The sequence below is a fragment of the Aeromonas sp. R5-4 genome, assembly GCF_040908215.1.
Classification (GTDB): Bacteria; Pseudomonadota; Gammaproteobacteria; order Enterobacterales; family Aeromonadaceae; genus Aeromonas; species Aeromonas veronii.
Genome location: NZ_JBFODG010000010.1, coordinates 44,826 through 70,806, shown reverse-complemented (window position 1 = coordinate 70,806; position 25,981 = coordinate 44,826). Strand labels below are relative to the sequence as shown.

The window sequence follows — 25,981 nt, the reverse complement described above, 5'->3', positions numbered from 1 at the left end:
CGGAGAGTGGCTCCCCGAAACGGGTTTAGCCAATCTCCGGGCTGACGCCCTCTTTCACCACGACCTTCATGCCGTTGAAGTTGACCACCTGTTCGGCCACGATCTTGCAGCGCTTGCGGGTCTCGACCTGACCGTCCACCTCGACCAGCCCTTCGGCAACGAGGGCTTTGGCGGCGCCGCCACAATCGGCCCACCCCTGATGTTTGATAAGGTCACACAAGGCAACGAAGGGGTGACCTTCGAGCAGAAACGTCTCCATGGGAAATCCTCTAGATGGATGAATGCCGGATACAGCAGGGCGACTATTTTAGGCAGTTCGCTCAGGCAAAGAAAGGAAGAGGAACCACTCGCTGTGAAAAAGTGGTCGATTGTCTTTGAGGTGGCGCTTTCGCAAGTCCTGATGGAGAGGTGAGAGGGCCAACCGTGACGTATCGTGACGCACCTCGTCCCTGCTGGTGTGCCCACACTCTCCCTTGACTGTTAGGATCGGGCCACTCTCAATGGCCCAAGGAACTTCCCATGACACTCTCCCGCCTGCTGCTGGCATGCAGCGCCCTTACTCTGTGCGGTGTTGCGCAGGCCAGTACTCCGGTGCAGGTCTCGCTGCCCGGGGTCAATTTGCCCGCGTCCCATCAGGTGGAAGGAGCGCGCGCCTCGCTGCTCTACGGTCGGACCGGTCAGGTGAAGGGTATTGATCTGCCGATCTTCGCCCTCTCCGATGTGGATCAGTTCAGCGGCCTGCAGCTCGGGGTATTCCTGGGTGCTGGCCGGGTGCGCCACCAGTTTGGCGGGGTCGCCATCAACGCCATCAACTGGCACGAAGGGCAGGATACCGGCGTCAATCTGGGGCTGGTCAACCTGACCAACAATGTGCAGGGGCTTAACTGGGGGGCGGTCAATATCGCCAGGGGCAATGCGTTGGCCAACGTCGGCTTCGTCAATTACGCCGAGCGTACCACCTTCCAGATCGGCTTTATCAATGCGACCAAGCACCTCGATGGCTTGCAGATCGGGCTGGCCAACTACGCCACCAACGGCGTGTTTCCCATTTTGCCACTGGTGAACTTCCAGAAATCGTTCTGAGTGGGCGGTTCGCTTTGCGTTAGGGGCCTCTGCTGATTACCCTGTGCCTCTTGTAACTTGTGACAGGCGAACAGAGGTGATTGATGACGGCAGGGCAGATGAGTGCAATCGGGATCGGCTGGGATGTGCGTGGCTGGCAGGGCAGTGCCCAGGCGGTGGCCGTGGTGGGCTGGCAGGCCGACTCCAACCGCCTGCACTGGCTCGGGGTGTCGCCGCTGTTTCGCTTGAGCTCGCGGGTGGCGCCGGATCTGGCCGCCCTGTTGCGTCCGGCCCTGCAAAACGAGCTGACCCTGATGCAGGTAGAAGCCTGCCCGCAACTGGCGCTCGGTATCGATGCGCCGCTCGCCTTTCCCCGTGCCTTGCGGGATCTGCTCAACGGCCAGCCACACAGCTGCGCCGTGCCCGAACGGGAGATAGACAACCCCTACGCCTATCGTGACTGCGAGCGCTGGTTGTATCAGCAGTATGGCAAGAAGCCGCTGTCGGCCACCTTCGACCGGCTCGGCAACAACGCCACTCTGGCGCTCTCCATGCTGCCGCGGCTCTCTGATCTGCAACTGGTGCCGACCGTTGCCCCGAAGGCCAGTCGTGCCGTGCTGGAGGTCTATCCGGCATTGGCCAAAGTGGGCGGCAAGGCCTCCCCGGCACGGCCCGAGCTGGCGGCCTTACTGCCTGCGGACGTGCTGGTCGGCACCGATCGCTACGATGCGGTGCTCTGCGCCCTGATGGCGCTGCAATATGCCGCTGGTGGCAAGGTGACGGTATTGCCTGAGCTGATTTCGCCACCCAGTGACATGCCTTGTGATGAGGGATGGGTCTATCACTTTGCCCGTCATGCTGTAGAGCACAACGGCATGTGACGACGGGGACGCGGCACATCATGGCGCCGCTCACCCTGTGGAGGCGGGCCAAATGGCGCAAAAAACCTGCCTTTAGTCAGGAAATTGCCTGTTCATCCCGCGCCAAGGTGGCGCATCGTTATCTTCATCCGATATATTGCCCACCTTGCTGATCCTTTGCTGTGGTATTCCCGATGAAATCCGTTCTCTCTATTCAGTCCCACGTGGTCTTTGGTTGTGCCGGCAACAGCGCGGCCGTCTTCCCCATGCGCCGCCTTGGTATGGATGTATGGCCCATCAACACGGTGCAGTTTTCCAACCACACCCAATATGCCCAGGGGTGGCAGGGGATGGCGATGCCGGCAGGCCATATCAGTGCGCTGGTGAAAGGATTGGGCAATATCGAGGTGTTGAGCCAGTGTGACGCCGTGCTGAGCGGCTACCTTGGCTCCGCCGAGCAGGGGGACGAGATCCTGACCGTGGTCAACGCCGTCAAGGCGGCCAACCCCGATGCCATCTACTTCTGCGACCCTGTGATGGGTCATCCGGAGAAGGGGTGTATCGTCGCTCCCGGCGTTACCCGTTTCCTGACCGAGCAGGCGTTGCCGGTGGCCGACATGATGGCCCCCAACCTGCTGGAGCTGGAGACCCTCTGTGATACCCATCTGGCAGATCTGGATCAGACCCGCGCGGCTGCCCATCAGCTGCTGGCCCGCGGCGTCAAGCTGGTGCTGGTCAAGCATCTCGGTCGTGCGGCGCAGGACTCCAGCCGCTTCGAGATGCTGCTGGCCACCCCGCAAGGGGATTACCTGATTGCCCGTCCGCTCTATGACTTTGCCCGCCAGCCGGTGGGGGTGGGCGATCTTATCAGCGCCCTGATGCTGGCCAATTTGCTGGCCGGTCACGATGCGGTCAGCGCGTTCGAGCGCACCAACGCTTCGGTGGATGCGGTGCTGCAGGAGACTTGGCGCCAGCAGGCTTACGAGCTGCAACTCATCGCCGCGCAAGATGCCTTTGCCCTGCCAGAGGTTGCAGTGCGAGCGGTGAAACTGCCCTGATACTGCGCTGACTTTCGTCTATCCCGACAAGGGGATGCAGATGAAAAAGGCTTGCCAATGGGCAAGCCTTTTTACTGTTTGCACTGTTTAGTGCGGCAAGCAATCAGATGCGGGGATGGCGGAGGCGATAGCGCTCAGCCATGGCATTGGCAGCTACCATGGCGGCGTAGACATCCTGTTCACTCACGGTCATCGGCATGTTGCCCATGGTATCGAGGGGATCGCAGGCCAGCTGCGCCACCTTGCGCCACTCGCTTTCATCAAAGTGGGTGAGCCCCAGCTCTTGCAGCGTCATGGGCAGGCCTGCACAGTCGATGATGCGAAACACCTCATCAAGTTCATGTTGCGGGGCGCGCTCAAGCACGAGTTGGGTCAGCAGGCCGAAGACCACCTTCTCGCCATGCTGGGCACGATGGAGCTCCGCGATCAGTGACATGCCGTTGTTGATTGCATGAGCGGCGGCCAGCCCACCGGCTTCTGCGCCGACGCCACTGAGGTAGATGGTGGCCTCGATAACCTGCTCCAGCGCCGGGGTCGAGACATGGTGGTGTATCGCATCCATGGCCAGCTCGATGTTTTCACCAAGCAGTTCGTAACAGAGCTTTGCCAGACCAAGGCCAGTGCGTGAAGGACGCTTGCCGACCAGATTGAGCCCGTCCGCCCGATAGCAGGCGCGCGCTTCGAAATAGGTGGCCAGGGCATCGCCAACGCCTGCGGAAAAGAAGCGGGGAGGGGCGGCGGCAATGATGGCCGTGTCAGCCAGCACCACGTCCGGATTTTGCGGCAGGAACAGATAGCGTTCAAATTCACCCGCCTGGTTGTAGATCACTGCCAGCGCCGTACAGGGGGCATCCGTGGAGGCAATCGTCGGGAACAGCACAACCGGACGGCGCAGATAGAAGGCCACGGCCTTGGCGACATCCAGCGTCTTGCCGCCGCCGATCCCGACAATCACGTTCGCACCATATTGCTCTGCAAGGTGGGTCAGGCGGTGGATCTCCTGTTCGGTGCATTCGTAGCGAAACTTGTCGACCACTCCCCTGAGACCTGCCTGCAGGAGCCCCGCCAAAGCTTCTTCCCGTACCCGCTCCAGAATGAACTCATCGCTGATGAGCAACGCATAGTCACCAAAATCTTTAACGTGCTCATGGAGTTGCGGGAGAAGGTGTTGACCGATGATGAACTTTTTGGGGGAGGTAACTGTACGGGGCAAAGTGGGCATCCATTATTCCTCAAGGCAGTGAATAACATAAAATTGATTATCAAATGGGTCTCTTACGATACGCCTGATGAGGCAATAGATGAAGAAGAAAAGGGGGGCGTTTTAATCATTAATTAATCTTTCTATTTGTTTGGCTGTATTTTGGGGCGGCGATTGGCGGTGTTGAGGCATACAGGAGCACTGGCCGTATCGTGGCAATCCGTCGCAAGCCAAATTGCTGCAACAAACAGTCACGCGGGCAACAAGCAAGGCCGCTTGGTGCGGCCCTGATGTATGTGGATAAGAGATAGGGGATGGTCAGAGCGGTTTATAGAAGATGACGGTCGCAGCAAGAGTGCCATCTGCGTTGCGCGCAAAGATCGGGATCTGGCCCGCCTCCAGATAGCCGAGTTGACGATAGAGGTGGGAGGCCACATCACCGGCGCGAGTATCGAGCACCAGCAGCGAACGGCCCGCGGCATGGGCGCCTTGTTCCATTGCCTGCATCAGCGCATGACCGACACCTTTGCCTCTCGCCGTTTGCAGTACCATCAGTTTTTCCACCTCGGCCCGGTGGCGACCGTTGGCCTTGCCACAGAGCGCGAGCTGAACCGCTCCCACGAGCTGTTGTTGCTCAAGGGCCAGCCACAGCTTTCGGTGACCTGCCACAAGATCCGCTTCAACTCCTTGCCAGTAGCGGGTAGATTCCTCCGTGGTCAGCGGCGGTAAAAATCCGACCGAGGCGCCGCTATCGACACAATCTTGCAGCAGGGTGATGAGCGCACTTTGGTAGGTCGCTGCGCTATTAACTTCCACAATGTCCATCTGACATCCTTGTCGTTGCGTTGCTATGTGGCTGATTGCCACCGTTGGTTCATATGAGGTGGGTACGTATGCTCGCCGCGAGTACGGCTTGTCAGCGGATCAGCCCCTGCTCAACCAGCCAGACAAACAGCAGGCGGGAGACGGGGGAGAGCTCATCGAGGTGAGAGCTGTCGAGCCAGCGCAGTTCGGCAATTTCTGCCGAGGCGATCGGGGTGCCGCTCGCTTCGCCGGTGTAACAGCGCAGTCGCACCTCGACTCCTGCCGGTTTGCCATCGGCCTGGGCGCTGAACTCGCAGGCAAAGCGCAGGGTATCGGGCTGCAGGGTGACAGCCAGCTCCTCCTCAATCTCGCGGATCAGCGCCGCCTCGTCGCTCTCGCCCGGTTCCCGCTTGCCGCCTGGGATGTAATAGATGTCCTTGCCGTGGGAGCGGGCGCAGAGCAGCTGCTGATCTTTAAAGGTGAGCCAGGCGAGTTTGTCGATCATTGAGTTGCATCCTCTGGTTATGTGGTGTGTATTGCCTGCATGTACAGGGTGCGGTAGGAGCGAGGCTCCTGCGCATCGGGAGAAAGTCCCAACTGATCTGCCAGCGCGAGCAGTTGCTGGCGAAACGCCGGGAGGCGTTCCTCGTCATCGGTCATGATGGCGAGCTCGGCAAAATCCCCGATCTCGGCCAGATGATCCAGGGTGACGTGAAACGGGCCAATAAAGTAGATGCTGCGCCTTTTGGTGATCACGAGTATCTGCCGGTAGTTCATGGTCAAGAGCATGCTGACGGCCTTGTCCGCATTATTGATATTGACCGCCTCGCAGCGATCCGTCTCGGGCCCCTTGACGATCCAGAGCTGGATGCCGGAGGGCTGCATGGTGCGGATAGCCAGACTTTTGCCAGCCTGGGCAAGGGCATCATCCGGGGTGTCGAAGTAGCGATCCTGCTCCAGATTATCCTCCAGCATGATCTCCTGATTGAGGGCGAGCAGTGCCTTGAGGAAGGCGGGGCGATCCGTCAGCTGATATTTGAACTCGACTTCGAAGCGGCCCTGAAAGTGCGCCTGTGACATCAAGAAGATCCCTCTGTGAGCCTGTGTGGCAGGCAGCCTAACAAAGATGAAGTTGAGTCCCAAGGAGAAAGAGGGGATAGGTCGGAAACGCACTGTTTCCAGCGCGGTGACCGCGTAGCTGAATGAGTGCGCAATCGCTGGTTCGCCACAGCCTTCTCGTCCCTAAAAAAGCGGACTGGCGCACATCACGACAGGGCCGGACTGGGCGAAGGCGGGCCCCTTGTGGTTTAATCTTGCCACTTTAGCGGTAGTGGGCGACGGGCCTGCTACCTTGCGTGGGCAAGATGCAGGTGAGCAAGATGCAGATAGCAGCAGAGAGCAAGTTTATCGGACTCGGGGTCGCGGGCAATTTCGCCGGTCATCTGGAGCAGGCGGGCGAAGCATCGGACTTCGTAGCGGTAGTCGTGCGCGACACCACGGCGCCCAAGGCGCTGTTTCCCTTCTTTGTGCCGGGCCATCCGGGTCAGCTCGGGGTATTCCCGTTGAGCGACAAGGCGATCTTCCTGCCGGAAGCGGCGGTCAGCGGTGACGAGAAGGTGCAGATCGAGCCGGAAGTAGCCCTCTGGTGCGAGCTGGAGTATGCCGGCAAGCAGGTGGTGGCGATCCATCCCCGCGCCTTTGGTGCCTATAACGACTGCTCCATCCGCCGTCCCAACGCCAAGAAGATCAGCGAGAAGAAGAACTGGGGCGAAGAGAGCAAGGGGTTGGCGGCCAAGCTGCTGCCGCTTTCCGGTTTTGCCGCCGGTTGCGAGCTCGATGACTATCGTATCGCCTGCTATCTGGAGCGCGATGGCGAGCTGCACGCCTACGGGGTAGACAGCGCCGCCATCGACTACAGCTACTTCCACGGCAAGCTGCTCGACTGGGCTATCGACAAGTTCAATCATCAGCAGGATGAGGGGCCGGCGGAGCACATTCAGGGACTGCTGGCGCAGGCGGGACATCCTCCCCATGCGCTCATCAGTATCGGCGCCACCCGCTATACCCCGTTTGGCGAGACCCACTTCCTCAAACCGGGCGACACTTCCTGCGTGGTGGTCTACCCGGGCAGCCGTTATAGCGAAGCGGATATTCGCGAGGCGATCCGCAGCCGCCACTTTGGTGCTGATATGTCGGTGCTGCTGCAGGCGGTGCAGGCGCGCTAATCAGATTGGCCCGCGGGAAGGTGTCTCTTCCCGCTGGTTATCATATCGAGTCATTTCATGACGATTGTTCAGGTATCCCGGGCCGATTATCCGGCCCTGATCGATCTGTGGGAGGCCTCTGTTCGGGCGACCCACCACTTCCTGCCCGAGGCCGAGATCCTCGCGCTTAAACCGCTTATTCTGGAGCACTACTTCGATGCGGTGACACTGCACAGTGCCCGCTCAGAAGAGGGGCAGATTACGGGTTTTAGCGGAGTGTACGAGGGCAAGCTGGAGATGCTGTTTGTGGCTCCCGGGGCGCGCGGCAGTGGCGTGGGGCGTTTGCTGGTGGCCCATGCCATCACGCAGGGCGGCGCGACGCTGGTTGACGTCAACGAGCAGAATGAGCAGGTGGTGGGCTTCTACCACAAGATGGGGTTCGCCGTGACGGGCCGCTCGCCGCTGGATGGTCAGGGCAAGCCCTATCCGCTGCTGCATATGGCGCTGGCGCCGACCTGATGAGGCGCAGTACCCATAAACCAACGGGGGATGGCATCAGCCATCCCCCGTTTTTTTGATCGTGTTTGTTACTTGCTGGCGACCTTGTTCACCACCTGGATCAGCTGATAGCGCACGGAGGGGGCATCGGCCGGCACATCGGTGAGTTGCTCCTTGCTGACTGTGAGCTGATACCGGTAGCCCGGCTCGAACTGGAAACCTTCAATATTCTGGTAGAACAGCGTCCAGGGCTGCTGCTCATCACTGCGAACCTGCATGCACTGCATCGGGCCAACTCCGACGCAATCGACCAGCTGGCTGTTGATATAGAGGGTCTCCCCCTGTGACGAGGCGTGGGCGCTCTGGCAGGCGGTCAGCAGCAAGGCTGCGCTGATAAACAGTGGTTTCATAATGGACTCCTTAACGCGAAAGGGGGCATTAGAGCGGCAAACAAAAAGGCGGTCAATGACCGCCTTTGTAACAAACCATATCAGCGCAGTGGTTAGCGCTGCTCGAGTGGAGTGAACTCGCGCAGCGGGTGGCCCACGTAGAGCTGGCGTGGGCGACCAATCTTGCTGTCCGGGTCTGAGTGGAACTCGTTCCAGTGCGCAATCCAGCCGATAGTGCGGGAGATGGCGAAGATCACGGTGAACATGCTCATCGGGATGCCGATCGCCTTCATGATGATGCCGGAGTAGAAGTCTACGTTCGGGTAGAGTTTCTTCTCGACGAAGTAGGGGTCGGAGAGCGCAATACGTTCCAGCTCCATGGCCACGTCCAGCAGCGGATCCTTGATCTGCAGCTCGGTCAGTACTTCGTGGCAGGTTTCGCGCATCACGGTGGCACGGGGGTCGTGGTTCTTGTAGACGCGGTGACCGAAGCCCATCAGACGGAACGGATCATTCTTGTCCTTGGCCTTGGCGATGTACTCGGGGATGCGATCCACCGAGCCGATCTCTTCCAGCATGCGCAGGCAGGCTTCGTTGGCGCCACCGTGGGCCGGTCCCCACAGGGAGGCGATCCCCGCGGCGATACAGGCGAACGGGTTGGCACCGGAGGAGCCAGCCAGACGAACGGTGGAAGTGGAGGCGTTCTGCTCGTGATCCGCATGGAGGGTAAAGATACGATCCATGGCACGTTCAACGATGGGGTTGACCTTGTACTCCTCGGTCGGCACGCCAAACATCATGTGCAGGAAGTTACCGGCATAGGAGAGGGCGTTACGCGGCTGCATGAACGGCTGGCCGATGGAGTACTTGTAACACATGGCGGCCAGAGTCGGCATCTTGGAGAGCAGACGGAAGGCACAGATCTCGCGATGCTGCTCGTTATTGATGTCGAGGGCATCGTGATAGAAGGCGGAGAGGGCGCTGACTACACCGCACATGATGGCCATGGGGTGGGAGTCACGACGGAAGCCGCGGAAGAAGAAGGCGATCTGCTCGTGCACCATGGTGTGGCGGGTGACCAGGCGTTCGAATTCGGCATATTGGGCCTTGGTCGGCGCTTCGCCGTACAGCAGGATATAGCAGACTTCCAGATAGGTTGCCTGGGTGGCCAACTGGGCGATGGGGTAACCACGGTGCAGCAAGACACCCTGATCCCCGTCAATGTAGGTAATGGCAGATTTGCAAGAACCGGTCGCCATAAAACCGGGGTCAAAGGTGAAATACCCCTGTGATCCCAATTTTCTGACATCGATAACATCCGGGCCGATGGTGCCGGAGAGGATCGGCAGTTCGACCGGATCTTTTCCGGGCAGGTGTAGGGTGGCTATCTTATCAGCCATAGCACGTCTCCTTTGCTCTTTATAATTTGGTTCCAGTCCTACTCTATTACGACTTTTATGACGCTGGCAAAGGTTGTTACCCATACCGAAGTGGCTGGAGCGCCTTATTTGAAACAGAGTTCCTTATCAATGTCAATTTTGCTGGAACCCCATTAATGGCATTAATGAAATGTTAAATTAAATATGCGATCGAGTTTGCGGTTTTGTGTTTTCTTTGTAGCTAATTGATTGTCTTCGGTTAAGGCCGCCGATATACTGCGCCACGTGGGTCATGGCTGCGGGTGTTTGAAACGCTTTGGCAAAGCCTGATGTGAAACCGAAAACTCGCGTTTTGGCTTTTTCAGAGTGTTTTGGTAACAAAAAACCAACAATCACCATTCCGTGCCCTCAAGTGTGAGTTAAAACAATAACTAACGTGCTCAATGGAGCTGAGTGGGCAAGCGTGAAAAACAAACAGAGACCGGTCAACCTCGACCTACAGACGATCAGCTTTCCTGTCACTGCCATTGCATCCATCCTGCACCGTGTTTCAGGGGTCATTACCTTTGTTGCACTGGGCATCTTGCTGTGGATGCTTGGTACTTCACTCGCCTCTCCCGAAGGGTTTGCAACCGTGGTTGCCATCATGGACAACTTCCTGGTCAAACTCGTGCTGTGGGGGATCCTGACTGCGCTGGCATACCACATTGTGGGCGGCTTGCGTCATCTGGTCATGGATATGGGCTATTGGGAAGAGCTGGAATCCGGCAATCAGAGCGCCCGCGTGGCCTTCGTGATCACCGCGATCCTGGCTGTATTGGCGGGAGTGCTTGTATGGTAACCAATTCTGCAACCTTCGGGCGCAGCGGCGTTCACGATTACATCCTGATCCGTGCCACCGCCCTCATCATGACCTGTTATGTCCTCTATCTGGTGGGCTTTGTCGCGTTCAACGACATCACCTACGAGGTGTGGGCAGGCTTCTTCGCCAAAACATTCACCAAGGTATTCACCCTGTTGACCCTGCTCTGCGTACTGATCCACGCCTGGATTGGTCTGTGGCAGGTGCTGACTGACTATATCAAGCCGGTAGGGCTGCGCGGGGCGCTGCAATTTGCCCTGGTCGTGGTGCTGTTTGTCTATCTGATGACGGGTTTCGTCGTGCTGTGGGGTGTGTAAGGTGACTATTCCAACTCGTGAATTTGATGCGGTGGTGATTGGTGCCGGTGGTGCCGGTATGCGCGCCGCGCTGCAGATTGCCCAGTCCGGCAAGAGCTGCGCTCTGTTGTCCAAGGTTTTTCCAACCCGTTCTCACACTGTCTCCGCCCAGGGCGGGATCACGGTTGCGCTGGGCAATGCCCACGATGACAACTGGCAGTGGCACATGTATGACACGGTAAAAGGTTCCGATTACATCGGTGATCAGGAAGCCATCGAGTACATGTGCAAAACCGGCCCCGAGGCTATCTATGAGCTGGAGAACATGGGGCTGCCCTTCTCCCGTTTCGACAACGGGTCTGTCTACCAGCGTCCGTTTGGTGGTCAGTCCAAGAATTTCGGTGGCGAGCAGGCTGCCCGTACTGCGGCTGCGGCCGACCGTACCGGTCACGCCCTGCTGCACACCCTTTACCAACAAAACGTCAAGAACAAGACCACCGTCTTCTCCGAGTGGTATGCGCTGGATCTGGTGAAAAACCAGGACGGCCATGTGGTGGGTTGTACCGCCATCGATATGGAGAGCGGTGAAGTGGTCTACTTCAAGGCCAAGGCTACCGTGCTGGCCACCGGCGGTGCCGGTCGTATCTACCAGTCCACCACCAACGCCCACATCAACACAGGTGACGGCGTCGGCATGGCGCTGCGTGCCGGCGTCGGCGTGCAGGACATGGAGATGTGGCAGTTCCACCCGACCGGCATCGCCGGGGCAGGGGTGCTGGTAACTGAAGGCTGCCGTGGTGAAGGTGGCTATCTGCTCAATAAAGATGGCGAGCGCTTCATGGAGCGTTACGCGCCAAACGCCAAGGACTTGGCCGGTCGCGACGTGGTGGCCCGCTCCATCATGATCGAGATCCGTGAAGGCCGTGGCTGCGATGGTCCCTGGGGCCCGCACATCAAGCTGAAGCTGGATCACCTCGGCAAAGAGGTGCTGGAATCCCGTCTGCCGGGGATCTGCGAACTCTCCCGCACCTTTGCCCACGTGGATCCGGTCAAAGAGCCGATCCCGATCATCCCGACCTGCCACTACATGATGGGCGGCGTGCCGACCAACGTGAATGGCCAGTGCCTGACCCAGGACAAGAACGGCAACGATGTACCGGTGGTCGGTCTGTTTGCGGTGGGCGAGATTGCCTGCGTTTCGGTGCACGGTGCCAACCGTCTGGGTGGCAACTCCCTGCTGGATCTGGTGGTGTTCGGCCGCGCTGCTGGCATGCATCTGGTCAACACTCTGGGCGAGATGGATCACGGCCGCGATGCTTCCGAGTCGGATCTGGATGCCGCACTGGCCCGCTTCAACCGCTGGGAAAATTGCCGTGATGGGGAAGACCCTGTGCAGATCCGCAAAGACCTGCAGCGCTGCATGCAGAACAACTTCTCCGTATTCCGCGAAGGTGCGGCGATGGCAGAAGGGTTGGCCGAGCTCAAGGTTATCCGCGAGCGCCTCAAGTCAGCCCGTCTGGATGATACCTCCAAAGAGTTCAACACCCAGCGCATCGAGTGCCTGGAGCTGGACAACCTGATGGAGACGGCGTTTGCCACGGCGGTTGCCGCCAACTTCCGTACCGAGAGTCGCGGTGCTCACTGCCGCTTCGACTTCCCGGATCGCGACGATGAGAACTGGCTGTGCCACAGCCTCTATCATCCGGACACCGAGTCCATGACCCGTCGCGCTGTCAACATGTCACCCAAGACCCGTGAGGCGTTCCCGCCCAAGGTCCGGACTTACTGATTGCGGAGCCAGCCCTATGAACGTCACATTCTCTGTCTACAGATACAATCCGGATGTTGATAACGTCCCCCATATGAAGGAATATCGTCTTGATATTCCTGAAGGTTCCGACATGATGGTGCTCGACGCACTGATCCAGTTGAAAGAGCTGGATCCCACGCTCGCCTTCCGCCGCTCTTGCCGCGAAGGGGTCTGTGGATCAGACGGTCTCAACATGAATGGCAAGAATGGTCTTGCCTGTATCACCCCGCTCTCCGACCTGCTGAAGAAGGGCAATAACGTCGTTATCCGCCCCTTGCCCGGCCTGCCGGTGATCCGTGATCTGGTGATCGACATGACCCAGTTCTACACCCAGTGGGAGAAGGTCAAACCCTTCCTCATCAATGATGACAAGTTGCCGCCGGTGCGTGAGCACCTGCAATCCCCCGAAGAGCGCGCCAAGCTTGACGGCCTGTACGAGTGCATTCTCTGTGCCTGCTGCTCCACTTCGTGCCCCTCCTTCTGGTGGAATCCCGACAAGTTCATCGGTCCGGCCGGGCTGCTCGCCGCCTACCGCTGGCTGGCTGACAGCCGCGACACCGCGACCACCGAACGACTGGGGAATCTGGACGACGCCTTCAGCGTGTTCCGCTGCCATGGCATCATGAACTGCGTGAACGTCTGTCCGAAAGGCTTGAACCCGACCAAGGCGATTGGCCAGATCAAGTCGATGTTGCTCAATCGGGCTGTTTAGTATCAGGGCCGGCCAGGTGCTGGCCCGACCTCTGGATAGCCATCCCACCCGTGGCAGGATGGCTATTTGACCCCTACAAGCTGCGCAGCAGTAACAAGAAGTACAAGGGATAGAAATGCATAACGGCGTGATGAAGGCCTGGTTGGAGTCATCTCACCTGGCTGGTGCGAATGCAAGCTATATCGAGGATTTGTACGAATCCTTCCTGGAAAATCCTGACTCCGTGTCCGACGAGTGGCGCAGCCTGTTTAGCGAGCTGCCCCAGGTCAATGGCCATGCGGTTGAACAACCCCACTCCCAGGTCCGCGATTATTTCCGTCGTCTGGCCAAGGATCCCTCTCGCTACAGTGCCCCCGTCTCCGATCCGCAAGTGGATGCCAAGCAGGTGCGGGTATTGCAGCTGATCAACGCCTTCCGTTTCCGTGGTCACCAGAATGCCAATCTGGATCCGCTGGGCCTGTGGCAGCGTGAAACCGTTGCCGAACTGGATCCCGCGTTCCACAACCTGCAGGGCGCAGACATGGAGGCCACCTTTAATGTGGGCTCCTACGCCATCGGTCGCGAGACCATGGTGCTCTCCGACCTCTACGCCTCGCTGAAGAAGACCTACTGCGGCAGTATTGGCGCCGACTACATGCACCTCACTTCCACGGAAGAGAAGCGCTGGCTGCAACAGCGCCTCGAATCCATTGAAGGGAAGGGGAGCTACACCCTCGAAGAGAAGACCCGTTTCCTCGAGAGCCTGACTGCCGCCGAAGGGCTGGAGAAATATCTGGGTGCCAAGTTCCCGGGGGCCAAGCGCTTCTCGCTGGAAGGTGGCGACGCCATGATCCCCATGCTCAAGGAGCTGATCCGTCGCGCCGGTGAGCAGGGCTGCAAAGAGGCCGTTATCGGTATGGCCCACCGCGGTCGCCTCAACGTGCTGATCAACGTGCTGGGCAAGCGCGCTCAGGATCTGTTCGACGAGTTTGCCGGCAAGCATGGCGAATCCTGGGGTACCGGTGATGTGAAGTACCACATGGGCTTCTCCTCCGACTTCGCCACCCCGGGTGGCAACGTCCACCTGGCGCTGGCGTTCAACCCCTCTCACCTCGAGATTGTCAACCCTGTGGTCATCGGCTCGGTCCGTGCCCGTATGGATCGTCGCGGTGACAAGGATGGCTCCAGCGTGCTGCCCATCACCATTCACGGTGACTCGGCCATGGCCGGTCAGGGCGTGGTGGCCGAGACCTTCAACATGTCCCAGACCCGTGCCTATGGTGTCGGCGGGACGGTGCGCATCGTCATCAACAACCAGGTTGGTTTCACCACCTCCTATATCCGTGACCTGCGTTCCACCGAATATTGCACCGACATCGCCAAGGCGGTGCAGGCGCCGGTGCTGCACGTCAACGGGGATGATCCGGAAGCCGTGGTGCTGGTGACCCAGATTGCACTGGATTACCGCAACACCTTCAAACGCGACGTGGTGATCGAACTGGTCTGCTACCGTCGTCACGGCCACAACGAAGCGGACGAGCCGAGCGCGACTCAGCCGCTGATGTACCAGAAGATCAAGCAGCACCCGACCCCGCGCAAGATCTACGCCGATCAGCTGGTGGCCGAGGGGAGCCTCGCCCAGGAGCGGGCGACCGAACTGGTTAACGAGTATCGTGAAGCGCTGGATCGCGGCGAGCGGGTGAGCAAGGAGTGGCGTCCGATGGAGCTACACTCCGTCGACTGGACCCCTTATCTGGGCCACGACTGGAACATGGCCTATGAGAGTGCCGTGCCGATGGATCACCTCAAGAGCCTCGGCGAGCGGGTAAGCCAGTATCCGGCGACCCACGTGCTGCAGCGTCAGGTCGAGAAGATTTACGAAGACCGCCGTCTGATGGCCGCTGGCGAGAAGCTGGTGGATTGGGGCTTTGCCGAGACCCTGGCCTATGCCACTCTGGTGGACAAGGGCTCCCGCATCCGCTTTACCGGTGAAGACTCCGGCCGTGGCACCTTCTTCCACCGCCATGCCGTGCTGCACAGCCAGACCGATGCCAGCACTTATACCCCGCTGTGCAACCTGCACGACGAGCAAGGCCCGTTCGAGGTGTACGACTCTGTGCTGACCGAGAACGCGGTTCTGGCCTTTGAATATGGCTACGCCAGCGCCGAGCCGGCTGGCCTCACCATCTGGGAAGCCCAGTTCGGTGACTTCGCCAACTGTGCCCAAGTGGTAGTGGATCAGTTCCTCTCCTCCGGCGAGCAGAAGTGGGGCCGGATGTGCGGCCTGACCATGTTGCTGCCGCACGGTTACGAGGGGCAGGGCCCGGAGCACTCCTCCGCCCGTCTGGAGCGTTATCTGCAGATGTGCGCCCAGCACAACATGCAGGTGTGCGTGCCCTCTACCCCGGCGCAGGTGTTCCATATGCTGCGTCGTCAGGTGGTACGTCCGATGCGCCGTCCGCTCATCGTAATGACGCCCAAATCCCTGCTGCGCCACCCGCTGGCGGTGAGCAAGCTCGAAGAGCTGGCTGAAGGCACCTTCCAGAACGCCATCGGCGAGATCGATGCGCTGGATCCGAAAGCGGTCAAGCGCGTGGTCTTCTGTTCTGGCAAGGTCTACTACGACCTGCTCGATGCCCGTCGCAAGGCCGAGCAGCAAGATGTGGCACTGGTGCGAATTGAGCAGCTCTACCCCTTCCCGGAAGAGGAAGTGCGCGCCATTCTGGCCGATTACAGCCACGTCACCGACTTTGTCTGGTGTCAGGAAGAGCCGCAGAACCAGGGCGCCTGGTACTGCACCCGTCACCACTACGATGGCGTGCTGCCAGCCGGAGCCACCCTGCGTTATGCCGGTCGCCCTGCGTCAGCCTCACCGGCCGTCGGTTACATGTCTGTCCACGCCAAGCAGCAAAAAGCCTTGGTGGAAGATGCCCTTACCCTGTAAAGCCTCTGGCATAGAAGTAAAAAGGAACTGATTGGATGACTATCGAGATCAAGGTACCGGATCTGCCGGAATCAGTGGCCGATGCCACTATCGCTACCTGGCACAAAAAACCGGGCGACCTGGTCGCCCGTGACGAAGTGCTGGTCGACATCGAGACCGACAAGGTGGTGCTGGAAGTGCCGGCACCGCAAGCCGGTGTGCTGGGGGATATTCTGCAAGGGGAAGGGGCGACTGTGTTGTCCCGTCAACTGATTGCCATCCTCACCGCCGCTCCGGTGGCCGGTGAAGAGACCAAAGAGAAACCCGCTGAAGCGGTGGCCGATGATGGTGCCGATGGCTTGAGCCCCTCGGTGCGCCGCCTGATTGGTGAGCACGATATCGACGTGACCAAGCTGACCGGTACCGGCAAGGGTGGTCGCATCACCAAGGATGATGTGGAAGCCTTCATCAAGGCCAAGAGCCAGCCTGCGGCAGCCGCACCGGTCGCAACTGCAGCCCCGGCAGCCAAGGTTGCCCCGCTGGGTGGTCGCACCGACAAGCGGGTACCGATGACCCGTCTGCGCAAGCGCATTGCCGAGCGTCTGCTGGAAGCGAAAAACACCACCGCCATGCTGACCACCTTCAACGAGGTCAACATGAAGCCCATCATGGATCTGCGCAAGCAGTACGGCGAGATCTTCGAGAAGAAGCACGGCATCAAGCTCGGCTTTATGTCCTTCTACGTGAAGGCGGTGGTGGAGTCCCTCAAGCGCTATCCGGAAGTGAACGCGGCGCTCGATGGTGATGACGTCGTTTACCACAATTACTTCGACGTCAGCATCGCCGTCTCCACCCCCCGTGGTCTGGTGACGCCGGTGCTGCGCGACTGCGACAACATGAGCCTGGCGGACATCGAGAAGGCCATCAAGGATCTGGCGGGCAAGGGCCGTGACGGCAAGCTGACCGTGGATGAACTGACTGGCGGCAACTTCACCATCACCAACGGTGGCGTGTTCGGCTCCCTGATGTCCACCCCGATCATCAACCCGCCCCAGAGCGCCATTCTGGGCATGCACAAGATCCAGGATCGCCCGATGGCCGTTGACGGCAAAGTCGAGATCCTGCCGATGATGTACCTGGCGCTCTCCTACGATCACCGTCTCATCGACGGACGCGAATCGGTAGGCTTCCTGGTCTCCGTCAAGGAGCTCTTGGAAGACCCGACCCGTCTGTTGCTGGACGTCTAAGCCTGTGGCACCCGGGCAAGGGGTTTGCGCCCCGAGCCGGATGTGCTGCTGGACGTTTGAGTAATACCCGAGCGATTGAAAGATAACGAGGGGCCGCCCAGGCCCCCATTCACAGGGGATTGAGAAACACCAGCCCCGGACGGAAATACCTACAACACGGATAGAGCATCTATGAATCTGCATGAATATCAGGCAAAACAGCTGTTTGCCGAGTATGGCCTGCCGGTCTCCGAAGGTTATGCCTGTGCTACCCCACAAGAAGCGGCCGAAGCGGCCGACAAGATTGGCGGCAATACCTGGGTCGTCAAATGCCAGGTACACGCCGGTGGCCGCGGTAAAGCGGGCGGCGTGAAAGTGGCCAAGAGCAAGGATGAGATCCGTGCTTTTGCCCAAAACTGGCTTGGCAAAAATCTGGTGACCTACCAGACTGACGCGAACGGCCAGCCGGTCACCAAGATCCTGGTGGAATCTTGCACCGACATCGCCAAAGAGCTCTACCTGGGCGCCGTAGTTGACCGTGGCTCTCGCCGCGTGGTCTTCATGGCCTCGACTGAAGGTGGCGTGGATATCGAGAAGATCGCCCACGAAACCCCCCATCTGATCCACAAGGCGGCTATCGATCCGCTGGTGGGTCCGCAGGCTTATCAGGCCCGCGAACTGGCCTTCAAACTGGGTCTGGTCGGCGATCAGATCAAACAGTTCACCAAGATCTTCATGGGTCTGGGCCAGATGTTCCTGGATTGCGATTTCGCGCTGCTGGAGATCAACCCGCTGGTGATCACCGCGCAGGGCAACCTGCACTGCCTGGATGGCAAGATCAATATCGACGCCAACGCACTGTATCGTCAGCCCAAGCTGCGCGAGATGCACGACCCGTCACAAGATGACCCCCGCGAAGCGCACGCCGCCCAGTGGGAGCTCAACTATGTGGCCCTCGATGGCAACATCGGCTGCATGGTCAACGGCGCGGGTCTGGCCATGGGCACCATGGACATCGTCAACCTGCACGGCGGCAAGCCGGCCAACTTCCTTGACGTCGGCGGCGGCGCCACCAAGGAGCGGGTGACCGAGGCGTTCAAGATCATCCTCTCCGACAGCAACGTCAAAGCGGTGTTGGTCAACATCTTTGGCGGCATCGTGCGCTGCGACATGATCGCGGAAGGCATCATAGGTGCGGTCAAGGAAGTGGGGGTCAAGGTGCCCGTCGTGGTCCGTCTGGAAGGCAACAACGCCGAGCTGGGTGGTATCAAGCTGGCCGAGAGCGGCCTCAACATCATTGCGGCCAAGAGTCTGACCGATGCCGCGCAGCAAGTCGTCAAAGCAGCGGAGGCCAACTGATGAGCGTACTGATCAACAAGGACACCCGAGTCATCTGCCAGGGCTTTACCGGCGGTCAGGGTACTTTCCACTCCGAGCAGGCGCTCTCTTACGGCACCCAGCTGGTGGGCGGCGTCTCCCCGGGCAAGGGGGGCACCACCCATCTGGGCCTGCCGGTGTTCAACACCGTCCGTGACGCGGTCGAAGCGACCGGCGCCACCGCCTCCGTCATCTATGTGCCGGCGCCGTTCTGCAAGGATGCCATCCTGGAAGCGATCGATGCTGGCATCAAGCTGATTGTCACCATCACCGAAGGCATCCCGACGCTGGATATGCTGGACGTCAAAGTGAAGCTGCAAGAGACCGGCGTGCGGATGATCGGCCCCAACTGCCCGGGTGTGATCACTCCGGGTGAGTGCAAGATCGGCATCATGCCGGGCCACATTCACAAGCCGGGCAAGGTAGGTATCGTCTCCCGCTCCGGCACCCTGACCTACGAAGCGGTCAAGCAGACCACTGATGAGGGCTTTGGCCAGTCCACCTGCGTCGGTATCGGTGGCGACCCCATCCCGGGTTCCAACTTTATCGACATTCTGGAGATGTTCCAGAACGACCCGCAGACCGAAGCGATCGTGATGATCGGCGAGATCGGCGGCAACGCCGAGGAAGACGCGGCCGCCTATATCAAGGCCCACGTCACCAAGCCGGTGGTCTCCTATATCGCCGGTGTTACTGCCCCTCCCGGCAAGCGGATGGGCCACGCTGGCGCCATCATCTCCGGTGGCAAGGGTACTGCCGCCGAGAAGTTTGCCGCGCTGGAAGATGCTGGCGTGAAAACCGTCCGCTCCCTGGCCGATATCGGCAAGGCCCTGCGCGAAGTGACCGGCTGGTAATTCCTGTTAGCCCGTTATCTCTAATAAAAGTGCCGCCCGATGGGCGGCTTTTTTATGGTAAAATAGTTTGGTTAGTTATATTTATGTGTGAAAAACTGAAATCAGTTTAACTATTAATACTTATGGGTCTGTTAAACCAACTTGAGATGAAAATATGATTCAAGGGACAGTAATATTAAATACGATGCCAAGTAAACATCGTAAAAATATTGAAGATATTTGTAATGGCTGGATTGAAGCTTTACAGAGATATGAGAATAGTTATCCTGGACGAGATTCAATACATTGGTATAACGAACGAGCCTGTATTGGTGCGCTCTCAGCAGGGATTTGGATTAAAGGTGGTATTACTCTGGAGGAATATCAGTCGACAAAGCTCATAGGCAGTAAAAAGGATAGCCTTCCAAAATATGGACGAGTAGATTTATATTTTCAAATTGATAGTAAGAGAAACAAATGTTCTTCAACACTAGTAGCTATATGTGAGGCTAAACTACGTTGGCTATGTACATCCCAAAGAGCGAAAAAGCAAGTTATTGTAGACCGGATTAAAAGCACTCTTAATAATGCAGCAAAAGATAGTGAAAACTCATTTAATGGTGGTAATGAACACATAACACTTGCTGTAAGTTTCTTTCCTACGTATAGGAAAGGTGATGCCGATGAGGATGTTTTGGTCTTTATTGAGGAAACCCTTGAAAGTCTGGAGTCAAAATGGAGTGAAGGTCGAGCTATCGCCAAGTTCACAACTAGTGTGGATCTAAAGTCTTCGAATGATAATATATGCAATGAAATATATATGGTCGTTGAATATAAAAATATGAAGAAGTAAAAATTATCTCCATACAGGCAGGAGTCATTTTTGTGAGCATTTCGTATGTTGGGCTAATAAGGTAGGTTGGTGCTAAACGAAGTGAAGCCCAACGTCTACCGTTAAATATGCTTGTTAATCTGTTTTACGGCTTAGTTAAATTCTTAGTCATTTTATTCATTATGGCTAGGAATGGTATTTATCATTGCAGTGATAAAGCATATTAAAAATAAAATGCCATTAAGCAATAGTGGAGTTAGCAAGTCGAATATATTTTTATTTGAAGTTAAATTCTTAAAATACCTAGACAGGATATGTACACGGAGGCTATTTCGTAGTTTTCGATCAGTAATAAATGAGCTTTCCATGCTTTCAGAACCATCGTCATCATCAATAAATGTAGTAAGCCCCCATTTTTCTTTCTGTAATTTATTACTTATCTTAAATGAATCGATATTATAATCTGGATGTTCAAAGTAAATGATCTTGTCTAAAGAGTAAGATGTTGTAAATTGGAATGAAAAATTCCCCATTAGTTCCCAATCATGGTCACCATGTTTATAGTTTTTTATAGTGATTTTTGGGGGTGAGTTTTCATCATGAATCAGCTCAACCTGATGACCAATCCCTTCGGAAAAAATATTTTCATTGATAGAAGTCTTGCCAGACTTATCTGTTCTCAAAAAATTGTATAAAGATAAAAAAATAATATTTCTTAATTTCTGTTGCGTTATGTAACGTATAGCGATACATGGTAAATCCAACAAGACTCCAGTAAATATATATTAGTCGATCAGTGTTTGTGAAACTAATCGATGGCAGCCACGGTATAGTTATTTCCTTTCCAATTAAGTTAATGCCGATAATGAAATGAAAAGCTCCTATGCAAAATAGGGTCAATAGACCTTTTGCTGAGTTTGTAAATGATGGGTCTGTGATTTTATCCAAAGGGTTCATATTTATTTCACTTTCATTAAAATTATTTTGCTTTCCCGGAGGTAGATGGAGGTGATTTATTAATTTAACATCAGCTCATACGTTCCAACCACGAAGAGTATTCGGATAAGCAGAGAGATTAGTATGCCACATCGATTACTTGCAGCGGTATCGAATTGGGCAAGATTGTTGCCCTACCACAACCGAGTTGACTGATGCTGTTTCGCAAGTGAATCAATCCTGCCACGGCTGGGGTCAATCAGCTGATCACGTTTGGCGATAATGCCCTTTCAGATTTCACCTGTAAAAATGCCGACCCTCGGGTCGGCATTTTCAAGAAATAGGGTGTGGGGCGAAACAGTATGAGAAATTGTTGCCCTCTATCGCCGGGCTATTTATCCGCCTTGCCCGCCGCATCGGCAAGTTTGGCCAGCTGTTTGTCATACCAGGCCACCGGCCGGTTCTCATCTTCCGCCCGCTCCTTGCGCCTGATGGCGTTGCGCACCGCCATGGCGCCCAGCCAGCGAAAAGGTTCGGGCGGGAAGTAGCCACGAGGGCCGCTGACCAGCGAGCAGTCGCGCCACGGCTTGTCCTCCTCCCGCACTTCATCGCGCACCAAAGCCGCCAGGATCTGGCCGCCGATCCAGCTCTGGGCCACTCCGTTGCCGGAGTAGCCGAGGCCATAGACGATATTGGGCTGCCCTCGCCAGTGGCCGAAGAAGGGGAGGCCATCTACCGAGCGGTCGGAGGCGCCGCACCAGCTGGCGGCGATGGGCACCTCTTTGAGCGCCGGAAAGAAGCGGCGCAGGGTGCGGGTGAGGGAGGCAAGATAACGGCTCGGCGCATCGAACTCGGCTAGATGGCGGTTGGCAAAGGCGAAGGTGTTGCCCCCCTTGCCTAGCATCAGCCGTCCTTGCGGGGTGGAGCGGTAGTAATGCACAAAGGTGCGGCCATCCACCACGCTGCGACCGTGCTCAAGCTGCTGGGCAGCCAGTGCATCCGGCGCGGGGTCGGTTATCACCATATCGGAGGAGACCAGCACGATACTGCGGCGAAACTCGCGAAAGTGCTGCACCATGGCACTGTTGAGGGCCAGTACCACCTTGCGGGCACACACCTCACCTTGCGGTGTTTGCACCCGCGCAGGCTGGCCCGCCTCAAGGCGCTGCATGGGGGTGTGTTCATAGACCTCGACTCCCAATTCCCGAGCCACCCGCAGCAGGCCGCGCACCAGCAGTGCCGGTTGCACCGAGCCCGCGTGGGGGCTGTAGAGCCCCTCCAGATGAACGTGGGAACCGCACTGGCTCGCCAGTTCACCCTCTTCAATAGCCTGCCACTGGTTAAGACCGGCTCGCTTGAGTTCCTGCAATACCGGCTCCATCAGGCCGCGCTGGGCCTCGCTGGTGGCGGTGTAGCAGGTGCCCTCGACCCTCAGCTGTGCCTCAATATTGTGCTGTTCGCAGAAACGGGCGATCTCGTGCACCGCCTGCTCGGATCTTTGCACCAGCCAGGCGGCCTGCTGCTCGCCAAAGAGGCGCCTTAACGTCAAATACTTCGCCGACCAGGTGAGCAGGCAGCCGCCGTTGCGCCCCGAGGCGCCACTGCCGCAGCGATCTTTCTCCAGCACCATGATGCGTAAGGCAGGCTCGGCCTGTTTAAGGGCGATGGCGCTCCACAGCCCGGTAAAGCCGCCGCCGACGATGCAGACATCGGCCTCGTGGTGGCCGACCAGGGGCGTGGGCGGCGCGGGCTGTTCGGCGGCGAGCGCTTCGGCCAGCCAGAAGGGGAGAGTGGACATGATGACTCCTCGATAAGGTTATTGGTGGCGCCAGCGCTGGGTGCGATCCAGCAGGGCGCGACTTAAAAAGAGCTGGAGCAGCTTGACGGTGGCGGCGGCCAGCAGGATCAGGGTGGCCATGGCGGCGGCCGCGGCGGTATCGCCGGAATCCTCCATGTTCAGCACGGCGATGGAGGCGAGCACGCTGTCGCTCGAGTAGAGGAAGATCACCGCCGAGGTGGTGGTCATGGCGTTGACGAACAGATAGATAAAGATCTCCAGCAGTGCGGGCAGGGAGGCGGGCAGGGTGACTCGCCAGAACGCCTTCCAGAGCGGAATGCGTAATGAGATGGCCACCAGCTCCAGCTCCTTGGGCAACTGCTTGAGGCTGGTCAGCGCCGTCATATGACCCACCGTGTAGTAGTGGATGACGCAGGAGAGCACCATCAGCGGCAGAGTGCCATAGAGGCTGCCAAAGAGCGGATTGCCGTTGAAAAAGAAGATATAGCCCAGTCCCAGCACCATGCCGGGCACCGCCAGCGACAGCATGGCGAGCAGATGCAGCAATTGGCGCAGCGGCGCGAAGTGGCGCCCCTTCTCCTGCGCCCAGGCCAGCACCATCACCAGCACTGTGCCGATAAGCGCGGTATAGAGGCCCAGCTGCAAGGTGTTGGTAAAGGGCTGCCAGCCATAGACGCTGTTGCTGTCAAAGGCGTAGTGATCCAGCGTCAGCTTGAGGTTGTAGGGCCAGAACTGCACCAGGGAGCCGTAAACGGCCATCCCCACCAGCGCCAGAAACAGCAGGGCCCAGAGCGTGCACCAGCCGAGCGCCAGCAGATCCCGCAGCCGATGTGGTTTGGGCTGATAGGGCACCGCCTTGGTGCTGCTCTGCTCCTGCATCTTGCTGCGCACTCTGTGCTCCAGCGCAAAGCTCAACAGTGCTGGCAGCAGCAGGGTGACGCTGGAAACGGCGCCCAGCGAGAAGTTCTGCATCCCGATCACCTGCCGGTAGATATCGGTAGCCAGCACGCTGTACTGGCCGCCAATCACCTTGGCAACCCCGAAGTCGCAGATGGTGAGGGTGAAGACCGCGATGGCGGCGCTGAGCAGGCCATAACGGGCGGTAGGCAGGGTGACGGTGACAAAGGTGCGCCAGCCGCTGCTGCCGAGCACCCCGGAGGCTTCATAGAGGCGGGCATCGCTCTGACCGAGCGCCGTGATAAGGATCATCAGGGCGTGGGGGAAGCACCAGAAGCCAAGGCCAATGACGATACCGATGGGGCCATAGATGCTCTCGCCGCCGAGCAGCCCCTTGGCGATCCCCTGATTGCCAAACCAGTAGACCAGACTGATGGCGGGCAGCAGGGAGGGCATCAACAGCGGAATAAGACCGATGAGGCGAAGCAGGGGCTTGCCCGGCATGCAGGTGCGGGTGAGGGCATAGGCGTAACCAAAGGCGATGGTCACCACCAGCGCGGTGATCAGCATCCCGAGCCAGAGGGTGTTGCCGATGGTGCGCCCCAGATGAGGGGAGTCGAAGTAGGCGCTGAAGTTGGCAAGGCCCACCCAAAGGCCGTTCTCATCCTGCAGGCTCTTTTGCAACATGGTGAGCAGCGGCAGCAAGAGGCCCCCCACCAGCAGGGCGATGCCGAGCACCAGCAGGATCAGTTGCAGCAGCTGATCCCGGCTCCAGCCGCGACAAATGCGCTGCCAGCGGGCGTCTTGGCGGGCTGTCGCTGGCGGCAACAGGGAGGAGGTCGCAAGGGGGGCTGTCATGGGCGCTCTCCTTCAAACAGCTGCATCGCCCCGGCGGGCCAGTGCAGCGAGCAGCGCATGCCGCTGCGCCAGCCACCCTGTTCGTGGCGGGGCAGCTCGTGGGTCGGGCGCTCCACCAGAATTTGCTGCGGGCCCAGATAGGTGTCGGCGGTACAGATAAGGCGCTGGGCGGCGCCGAGAAACTCCACCTGATCGATGGTTGCTTCAACGCCATGTTGGCCAAGATAGGGCTCGCTCGGCGCACTCAGGGTGATTGCCTCGGGGCGGATCGCCACCTGCAATTTGCTGCCGGCCGCGGCCTGATTGGCGAGTTGCAGCGGTTGTTCGTTGAGGCGCACCTGATTGGGGCTCAGCACCAGGGTCTCGAGGAAGTTCATGGTACCGACAAAGCTTGCCACGAAACTGCTGGCAGGCTGGTGGTAGATCTCCTGCGGAGTGCCCACCTGTACGATGCGGCCGCCCTCCATCACCACGATGCGATCGGCCATGGTTAGCGCCTCTTCCTGATCGTGGGTCACCATGATGGTGGTGATGCCAAGGCGCTGCTGCAGGGCGCGGATCTCGCTGCGAAGGTGGGTGCGTACCAGCGCATCCAGCGCGCTGAGAGGTTCGTCCAGCAGCAGCAGGCCGGGGGAGAGGGCGAGCGCCCGGGCCAGCGCCACCCGCTGCTGCTGGCCGCCAGAGATCTGGCTCGGGTATTTGTGGGACTGGGCCGTGAGATCCACCAGCCCCAGCCAGTGATCGACTCGCTCCTTGATGAGATCCCGCGCCAGCCCCTGATTCTCAAGGCCGAAGGCGATGTTCTGGGCCACCGTCAGGTTGGGGAAGAGAGCATAGGACTGAAACACGATGCCAAAATCGCGATCCTGGGGCGGCAGGCGGGAGATATTGCGCCCCCCTTGCCAGATCTCGCCGCTGTCCGGCAGATCCAGCCCGGCGATGGCTCTGAGCAGGGTAGTCTTGCCGCAGCCGGAGGGGCCGAGAAAGCAGATAAACTCCCCCGGCTCAATAGTCAGAGAGATCCCCTTGAGGGCCTGAAAAGCACCGAACTGCTTGTTGAGATGTTGAATGTCCAGATAGGGCTGGGTCATGGTTCGACTCGCTACTGATTTGGTATATACCAGTTTGCGGGTGAAGTGTGACGGTCAGGTGATCGGGGGATGACAGCTTGATGACAGTCAAATGAG

At 58.4% G+C, this 25,981-nt stretch carries 25 protein-coding genes; 14 read left to right on the top strand and 11 right to left on the bottom strand.

Translation table 11 applies throughout. From position 1 onward, the window contains the following. Positions 1-25 precede the first annotated feature (25 nt). Positions 26-259 (bottom strand): ribosome-associated protein YbcJ, encoded by a 234-nt coding sequence (gene ybcJ / locus AB5Y83_RS03335; protein ID WP_005361116.1) that lies wholly within the window; start codon positions 257-259, stop codon positions 26-28. A 260-nt stretch (positions 260-519) separates the two neighbouring features. On the opposite strand from ybcJ, the gene AB5Y83_RS03330 reads away from it, so the two are divergent. The 3 genes from AB5Y83_RS03330 to pdxY all read left to right on the top strand — a co-directional run bounded on the left by AB5Y83_RS03330 (position 520) and on the right by pdxY (position 2,980). Continuing rightward, complete coding sequence (locus tag AB5Y83_RS03330) at positions 520-1,083, top strand: hypothetical protein (RefSeq protein WP_043824279.1); 564 nt, start codon at positions 520-522, stop codon at positions 1,081-1,083. Positions 1,084-1,166: 83 nt separating this feature from the next. Next, complete coding sequence (locus AB5Y83_RS03325) at positions 1,167-1,943, top strand: DUF429 domain-containing protein (RefSeq protein ID WP_219594341.1); 777 nt, start codon at positions 1,167-1,169, stop codon at positions 1,941-1,943. A 173-nt stretch (positions 1,944-2,116) separates the two neighbouring features. Then, entirely contained in the window at positions 2,117-2,980 is an 864-nt protein-coding gene (pdxY, locus tag AB5Y83_RS03320) for a pyridoxal kinase PdxY (RefSeq protein ID WP_019446110.1), read from the top strand. Between the two features lie 103 nt (positions 2,981-3,083). On the opposite strand, the gene AB5Y83_RS03315 is transcribed toward pdxY, so the two are convergent. From AB5Y83_RS03315 to AB5Y83_RS03300, 4 genes are all read right to left on the bottom strand, one after another. Beyond that, entirely contained in the window at positions 3,084-4,202 is a 1,119-nt protein-coding gene (locus AB5Y83_RS03315; protein ID WP_335819347.1) for a glycerol dehydrogenase, read from the bottom strand. A 297-nt stretch (positions 4,203-4,499) separates the two neighbouring features. Beyond that, a complete protein-coding gene (locus AB5Y83_RS03310) occupies positions 4,500-5,006 on the bottom strand; it encodes a GNAT family N-acetyltransferase (RefSeq protein WP_107684903.1) in 507 nt (168 codons plus the stop codon). A 91-nt stretch (positions 5,007-5,097) separates the two neighbouring features. Continuing rightward, the gene (locus tag AB5Y83_RS03305) at positions 5,098-5,490 is read right to left on the bottom strand and encodes an NUDIX domain-containing protein (protein ID WP_100645713.1); all 393 of its coding nucleotides are present in this window, start codon (positions 5,488-5,490) and stop codon (positions 5,098-5,100) included. A gap of 17 nt (positions 5,491-5,507) precedes the next feature. Further along, entirely contained in the window at positions 5,508-6,065 is a 558-nt protein-coding gene (locus tag AB5Y83_RS03300) for a class IV adenylate cyclase (protein WP_368174701.1), read from the bottom strand. A 299-nt stretch (positions 6,066-6,364) separates the two neighbouring features. Between AB5Y83_RS03300 and AB5Y83_RS03295 the strand changes: the two genes are divergently transcribed. Both AB5Y83_RS03295 and AB5Y83_RS03290 read left to right on the top strand, forming a co-directional pair. After that, positions 6,365-7,210 carry a DUF5718 family protein gene (locus AB5Y83_RS03295; RefSeq protein ID WP_181223985.1) on the top strand — a complete coding sequence of 282 codons (846 nt, stop codon included), beginning with the start codon at positions 6,365-6,367 and terminating at the stop codon, positions 7,208-7,210. Positions 7,211-7,267: 57 nt separating this feature from the next. Next, the gene (locus AB5Y83_RS03290) at positions 7,268-7,708 is read left to right on the top strand and encodes an acetyltransferase (RefSeq protein WP_216962352.1); all 441 of its coding nucleotides are present in this window, start codon (positions 7,268-7,270) and stop codon (positions 7,706-7,708) included. 68 nt (positions 7,709-7,776) lie between these two features. On the opposite strand, the gene AB5Y83_RS03285 is transcribed toward AB5Y83_RS03290, so the two are convergent. Both AB5Y83_RS03285 and AB5Y83_RS03280 read right to left on the bottom strand, forming a co-directional pair. Continuing rightward, positions 7,777-8,097, bottom strand: coding sequence for a DUF4377 domain-containing protein (locus tag AB5Y83_RS03285; RefSeq protein WP_368174700.1), 321 nt, complete (start codon positions 8,095-8,097; stop codon positions 7,777-7,779). Positions 8,098-8,189: 92 nt separating this feature from the next. Then, positions 8,190-9,476, bottom strand: a complete 1,287-nt coding sequence (locus tag AB5Y83_RS03280) for a citrate synthase (RefSeq protein ID WP_005333572.1) — start codon at positions 9,474-9,476, stop codon at positions 8,190-8,192. A gap of 442 nt (positions 9,477-9,918) precedes the next feature. Here AB5Y83_RS03280 and sdhC point away from each other — a divergent pair, with 442 nt between their 5' ends. The 9 genes from sdhC to AB5Y83_RS03235 all read left to right on the top strand — a co-directional run bounded on the left by sdhC (position 9,919) and on the right by AB5Y83_RS03235 (position 20,326). After that, entirely contained in the window at positions 9,919-10,296 is a 378-nt protein-coding gene (gene sdhC, locus AB5Y83_RS03275; protein ID WP_021231296.1) for a succinate dehydrogenase cytochrome b556 subunit, read from the top strand. Next, complete coding sequence (gene sdhD / locus AB5Y83_RS03270; RefSeq protein WP_005333558.1) at positions 10,290-10,634, top strand: succinate dehydrogenase, hydrophobic membrane anchor protein; 345 nt, start codon at positions 10,290-10,292, stop codon at positions 10,632-10,634. Before sdhC ends, sdhD begins: the two co-directional genes overlap by 7 nt. A gap of 1 nt (position 10,635) precedes the next feature. After that, a complete protein-coding gene (gene sdhA / locus AB5Y83_RS03265; RefSeq protein WP_040066317.1) occupies positions 10,636-12,402 on the top strand; it encodes a succinate dehydrogenase flavoprotein subunit in 1,767 nt (588 codons plus the stop codon). A 16-nt stretch (positions 12,403-12,418) separates the two neighbouring features. Continuing rightward, positions 12,419-13,135 carry a succinate dehydrogenase iron-sulfur subunit gene (locus AB5Y83_RS03260; RefSeq protein ID WP_005333549.1) on the top strand — a complete coding sequence of 239 codons (717 nt, stop codon included), beginning with the start codon at positions 12,419-12,421 and terminating at the stop codon, positions 13,133-13,135. Between the two features lie 115 nt (positions 13,136-13,250). Then, complete coding sequence (sucA, locus tag AB5Y83_RS03255; RefSeq protein ID WP_005333548.1) at positions 13,251-16,058, top strand: 2-oxoglutarate dehydrogenase E1 component; 2,808 nt, start codon at positions 13,251-13,253, stop codon at positions 16,056-16,058. A gap of 35 nt (positions 16,059-16,093) precedes the next feature. Next, positions 16,094-17,284, top strand: a complete 1,191-nt coding sequence (odhB, locus tag AB5Y83_RS03250; RefSeq protein WP_005333546.1) for a 2-oxoglutarate dehydrogenase complex dihydrolipoyllysine-residue succinyltransferase — start codon at positions 16,094-16,096, stop codon at positions 17,282-17,284. A 171-nt stretch (positions 17,285-17,455) separates the two neighbouring features. Further along, positions 17,456-18,622 carry an ADP-forming succinate--CoA ligase subunit beta gene (gene sucC / locus AB5Y83_RS03245; protein WP_005361097.1) on the top strand — a complete coding sequence of 389 codons (1,167 nt, stop codon included), beginning with the start codon at positions 17,456-17,458 and terminating at the stop codon, positions 18,620-18,622. Beyond that, complete coding sequence (sucD, locus tag AB5Y83_RS03240; protein WP_005333542.1) at positions 18,622-19,494, top strand: succinate--CoA ligase subunit alpha; 873 nt, start codon at positions 18,622-18,624, stop codon at positions 19,492-19,494. Before sucC ends, sucD begins: the two co-directional genes overlap by 1 nt. Before the next feature lie 154 nt (positions 19,495-19,648). Continuing rightward, positions 19,649-20,326 carry a hypothetical protein gene (locus tag AB5Y83_RS03235; protein WP_368174699.1) on the top strand — a complete coding sequence of 226 codons (678 nt, stop codon included), beginning with the start codon at positions 19,649-19,651 and terminating at the stop codon, positions 20,324-20,326. Positions 20,327-20,478: 152 nt separating this feature from the next. Here the strand turns inward: AB5Y83_RS03235 and AB5Y83_RS03230 are convergent, their stop codons facing one another. The 4 genes from AB5Y83_RS03230 to AB5Y83_RS03215 all read right to left on the bottom strand — a co-directional run bounded on the left by AB5Y83_RS03230 (position 20,479) and on the right by AB5Y83_RS03215 (position 25,885). Next, positions 20,479-21,069: a hypothetical protein gene (locus AB5Y83_RS03230; protein WP_368174698.1), complete on the bottom strand. Its 591-nt coding sequence runs from the start codon at positions 21,067-21,069 to the stop codon at positions 20,479-20,481. 563 nt (positions 21,070-21,632) lie between these two features. After that, positions 21,633-23,039, bottom strand: a complete 1,407-nt coding sequence (locus tag AB5Y83_RS03225) for an FAD-dependent oxidoreductase (RefSeq protein ID WP_368174697.1) — start codon at positions 23,037-23,039, stop codon at positions 21,633-21,635. Positions 23,040-23,057: 18 nt separating this feature from the next. Continuing rightward, a complete protein-coding gene (locus tag AB5Y83_RS03220) occupies positions 23,058-24,794 on the bottom strand; it encodes a putative 2-aminoethylphosphonate ABC transporter permease subunit (protein ID WP_368174696.1) in 1,737 nt (578 codons plus the stop codon). Then, positions 24,791-25,885 (bottom strand): putative 2-aminoethylphosphonate ABC transporter ATP-binding protein, encoded by a 1,095-nt coding sequence (locus tag AB5Y83_RS03215; protein ID WP_368174695.1) that lies wholly within the window; start codon positions 25,883-25,885, stop codon positions 24,791-24,793. The genes AB5Y83_RS03220 and AB5Y83_RS03215 overlap by 4 nt, the downstream gene beginning before the upstream one ends. Between the last annotated feature and the right edge of the window lie 96 nt (positions 25,886-25,981).

What these genes read in the sequence shown, in the direction of transcription:
- ybcJ (WP_005361116.1), bottom strand. Translation starts at nt 259, where the DNA reads ATGGAGACGTTTCTGCTCGAAGGTCACCCCTTCGTTGCCTTGTGTGAC.
- AB5Y83_RS03330 (WP_043824279.1), top strand. Translation starts at nt 520, where the DNA reads ATGACACTCTCCCGCCTGCTGCTGGCATGCAGCGCCCTTACTCTGTGC.
- AB5Y83_RS03325 (WP_219594341.1), top strand. Translation starts at nt 1,167, where the DNA reads ATGACGGCAGGGCAGATGAGTGCAATCGGGATCGGCTGGGATGTGCGT.
- pdxY (WP_019446110.1), top strand. Translation starts at nt 2,117, where the DNA reads ATGAAATCCGTTCTCTCTATTCAGTCCCACGTGGTCTTTGGTTGTGCC.
- AB5Y83_RS03315 (WP_335819347.1), bottom strand. Translation starts at nt 4,202, where the DNA reads ATGCCCACTTTGCCCCGTACAGTTACCTCCCCCAAAAAGTTCATCATC.
- AB5Y83_RS03310 (WP_107684903.1), bottom strand. Translation starts at nt 5,006, where the DNA reads ATGGACATTGTGGAAGTTAATAGCGCAGCGACCTACCAAAGTGCGCTC.
- AB5Y83_RS03305 (WP_100645713.1), bottom strand. Translation starts at nt 5,490, where the DNA reads ATGATCGACAAACTCGCCTGGCTCACCTTTAAAGATCAGCAGCTGCTC.
- AB5Y83_RS03300 (WP_368174701.1), bottom strand. Translation starts at nt 6,065, where the DNA reads ATGTCACAGGCGCACTTTCAGGGCCGCTTCGAAGTCGAGTTCAAATAT.
- AB5Y83_RS03295 (WP_181223985.1), top strand. Translation starts at nt 6,365, where the DNA reads ATGCAGATAGCAGCAGAGAGCAAGTTTATCGGACTCGGGGTCGCGGGC.
- AB5Y83_RS03290 (WP_216962352.1), top strand. Translation starts at nt 7,268, where the DNA reads ATGACGATTGTTCAGGTATCCCGGGCCGATTATCCGGCCCTGATCGAT.
- AB5Y83_RS03285 (WP_368174700.1), bottom strand. Translation starts at nt 8,097, where the DNA reads ATGAAACCACTGTTTATCAGCGCAGCCTTGCTGCTGACCGCCTGCCAG.
- AB5Y83_RS03280 (WP_005333572.1), bottom strand. Translation starts at nt 9,476, where the DNA reads ATGGCTGATAAGATAGCCACCCTACACCTGCCCGGAAAAGATCCGGTC.
- sdhD (WP_005333558.1), top strand. Translation starts at nt 10,290, where the DNA reads ATGGTAACCAATTCTGCAACCTTCGGGCGCAGCGGCGTTCACGATTAC.
- AB5Y83_RS03260 (WP_005333549.1), top strand. Translation starts at nt 12,419, where the DNA reads ATGAACGTCACATTCTCTGTCTACAGATACAATCCGGATGTTGATAAC.
- sucA (WP_005333548.1), top strand. Translation starts at nt 13,251, where the DNA reads ATGCATAACGGCGTGATGAAGGCCTGGTTGGAGTCATCTCACCTGGCT.
- odhB (WP_005333546.1), top strand. Translation starts at nt 16,094, where the DNA reads ATGACTATCGAGATCAAGGTACCGGATCTGCCGGAATCAGTGGCCGAT.
- sucC (WP_005361097.1), top strand. Translation starts at nt 17,456, where the DNA reads ATGAATCTGCATGAATATCAGGCAAAACAGCTGTTTGCCGAGTATGGC.
- sucD (WP_005333542.1), top strand. Translation starts at nt 18,622, where the DNA reads ATGAGCGTACTGATCAACAAGGACACCCGAGTCATCTGCCAGGGCTTT.
- AB5Y83_RS03235 (WP_368174699.1), top strand. Translation starts at nt 19,649, where the DNA reads ATGATTCAAGGGACAGTAATATTAAATACGATGCCAAGTAAACATCGT.
- AB5Y83_RS03225 (WP_368174697.1), bottom strand. Translation starts at nt 23,039, where the DNA reads ATGTCCACTCTCCCCTTCTGGCTGGCCGAAGCGCTCGCCGCCGAACAG.
- AB5Y83_RS03220 (WP_368174696.1), bottom strand. Translation starts at nt 24,794, where the DNA reads ATGACAGCCCCCCTTGCGACCTCCTCCCTGTTGCCGCCAGCGACAGCC.
- AB5Y83_RS03215 (WP_368174695.1), bottom strand. Translation starts at nt 25,885, where the DNA reads ATGACCCAGCCCTATCTGGACATTCAACATCTCAACAAGCAGTTCGGT.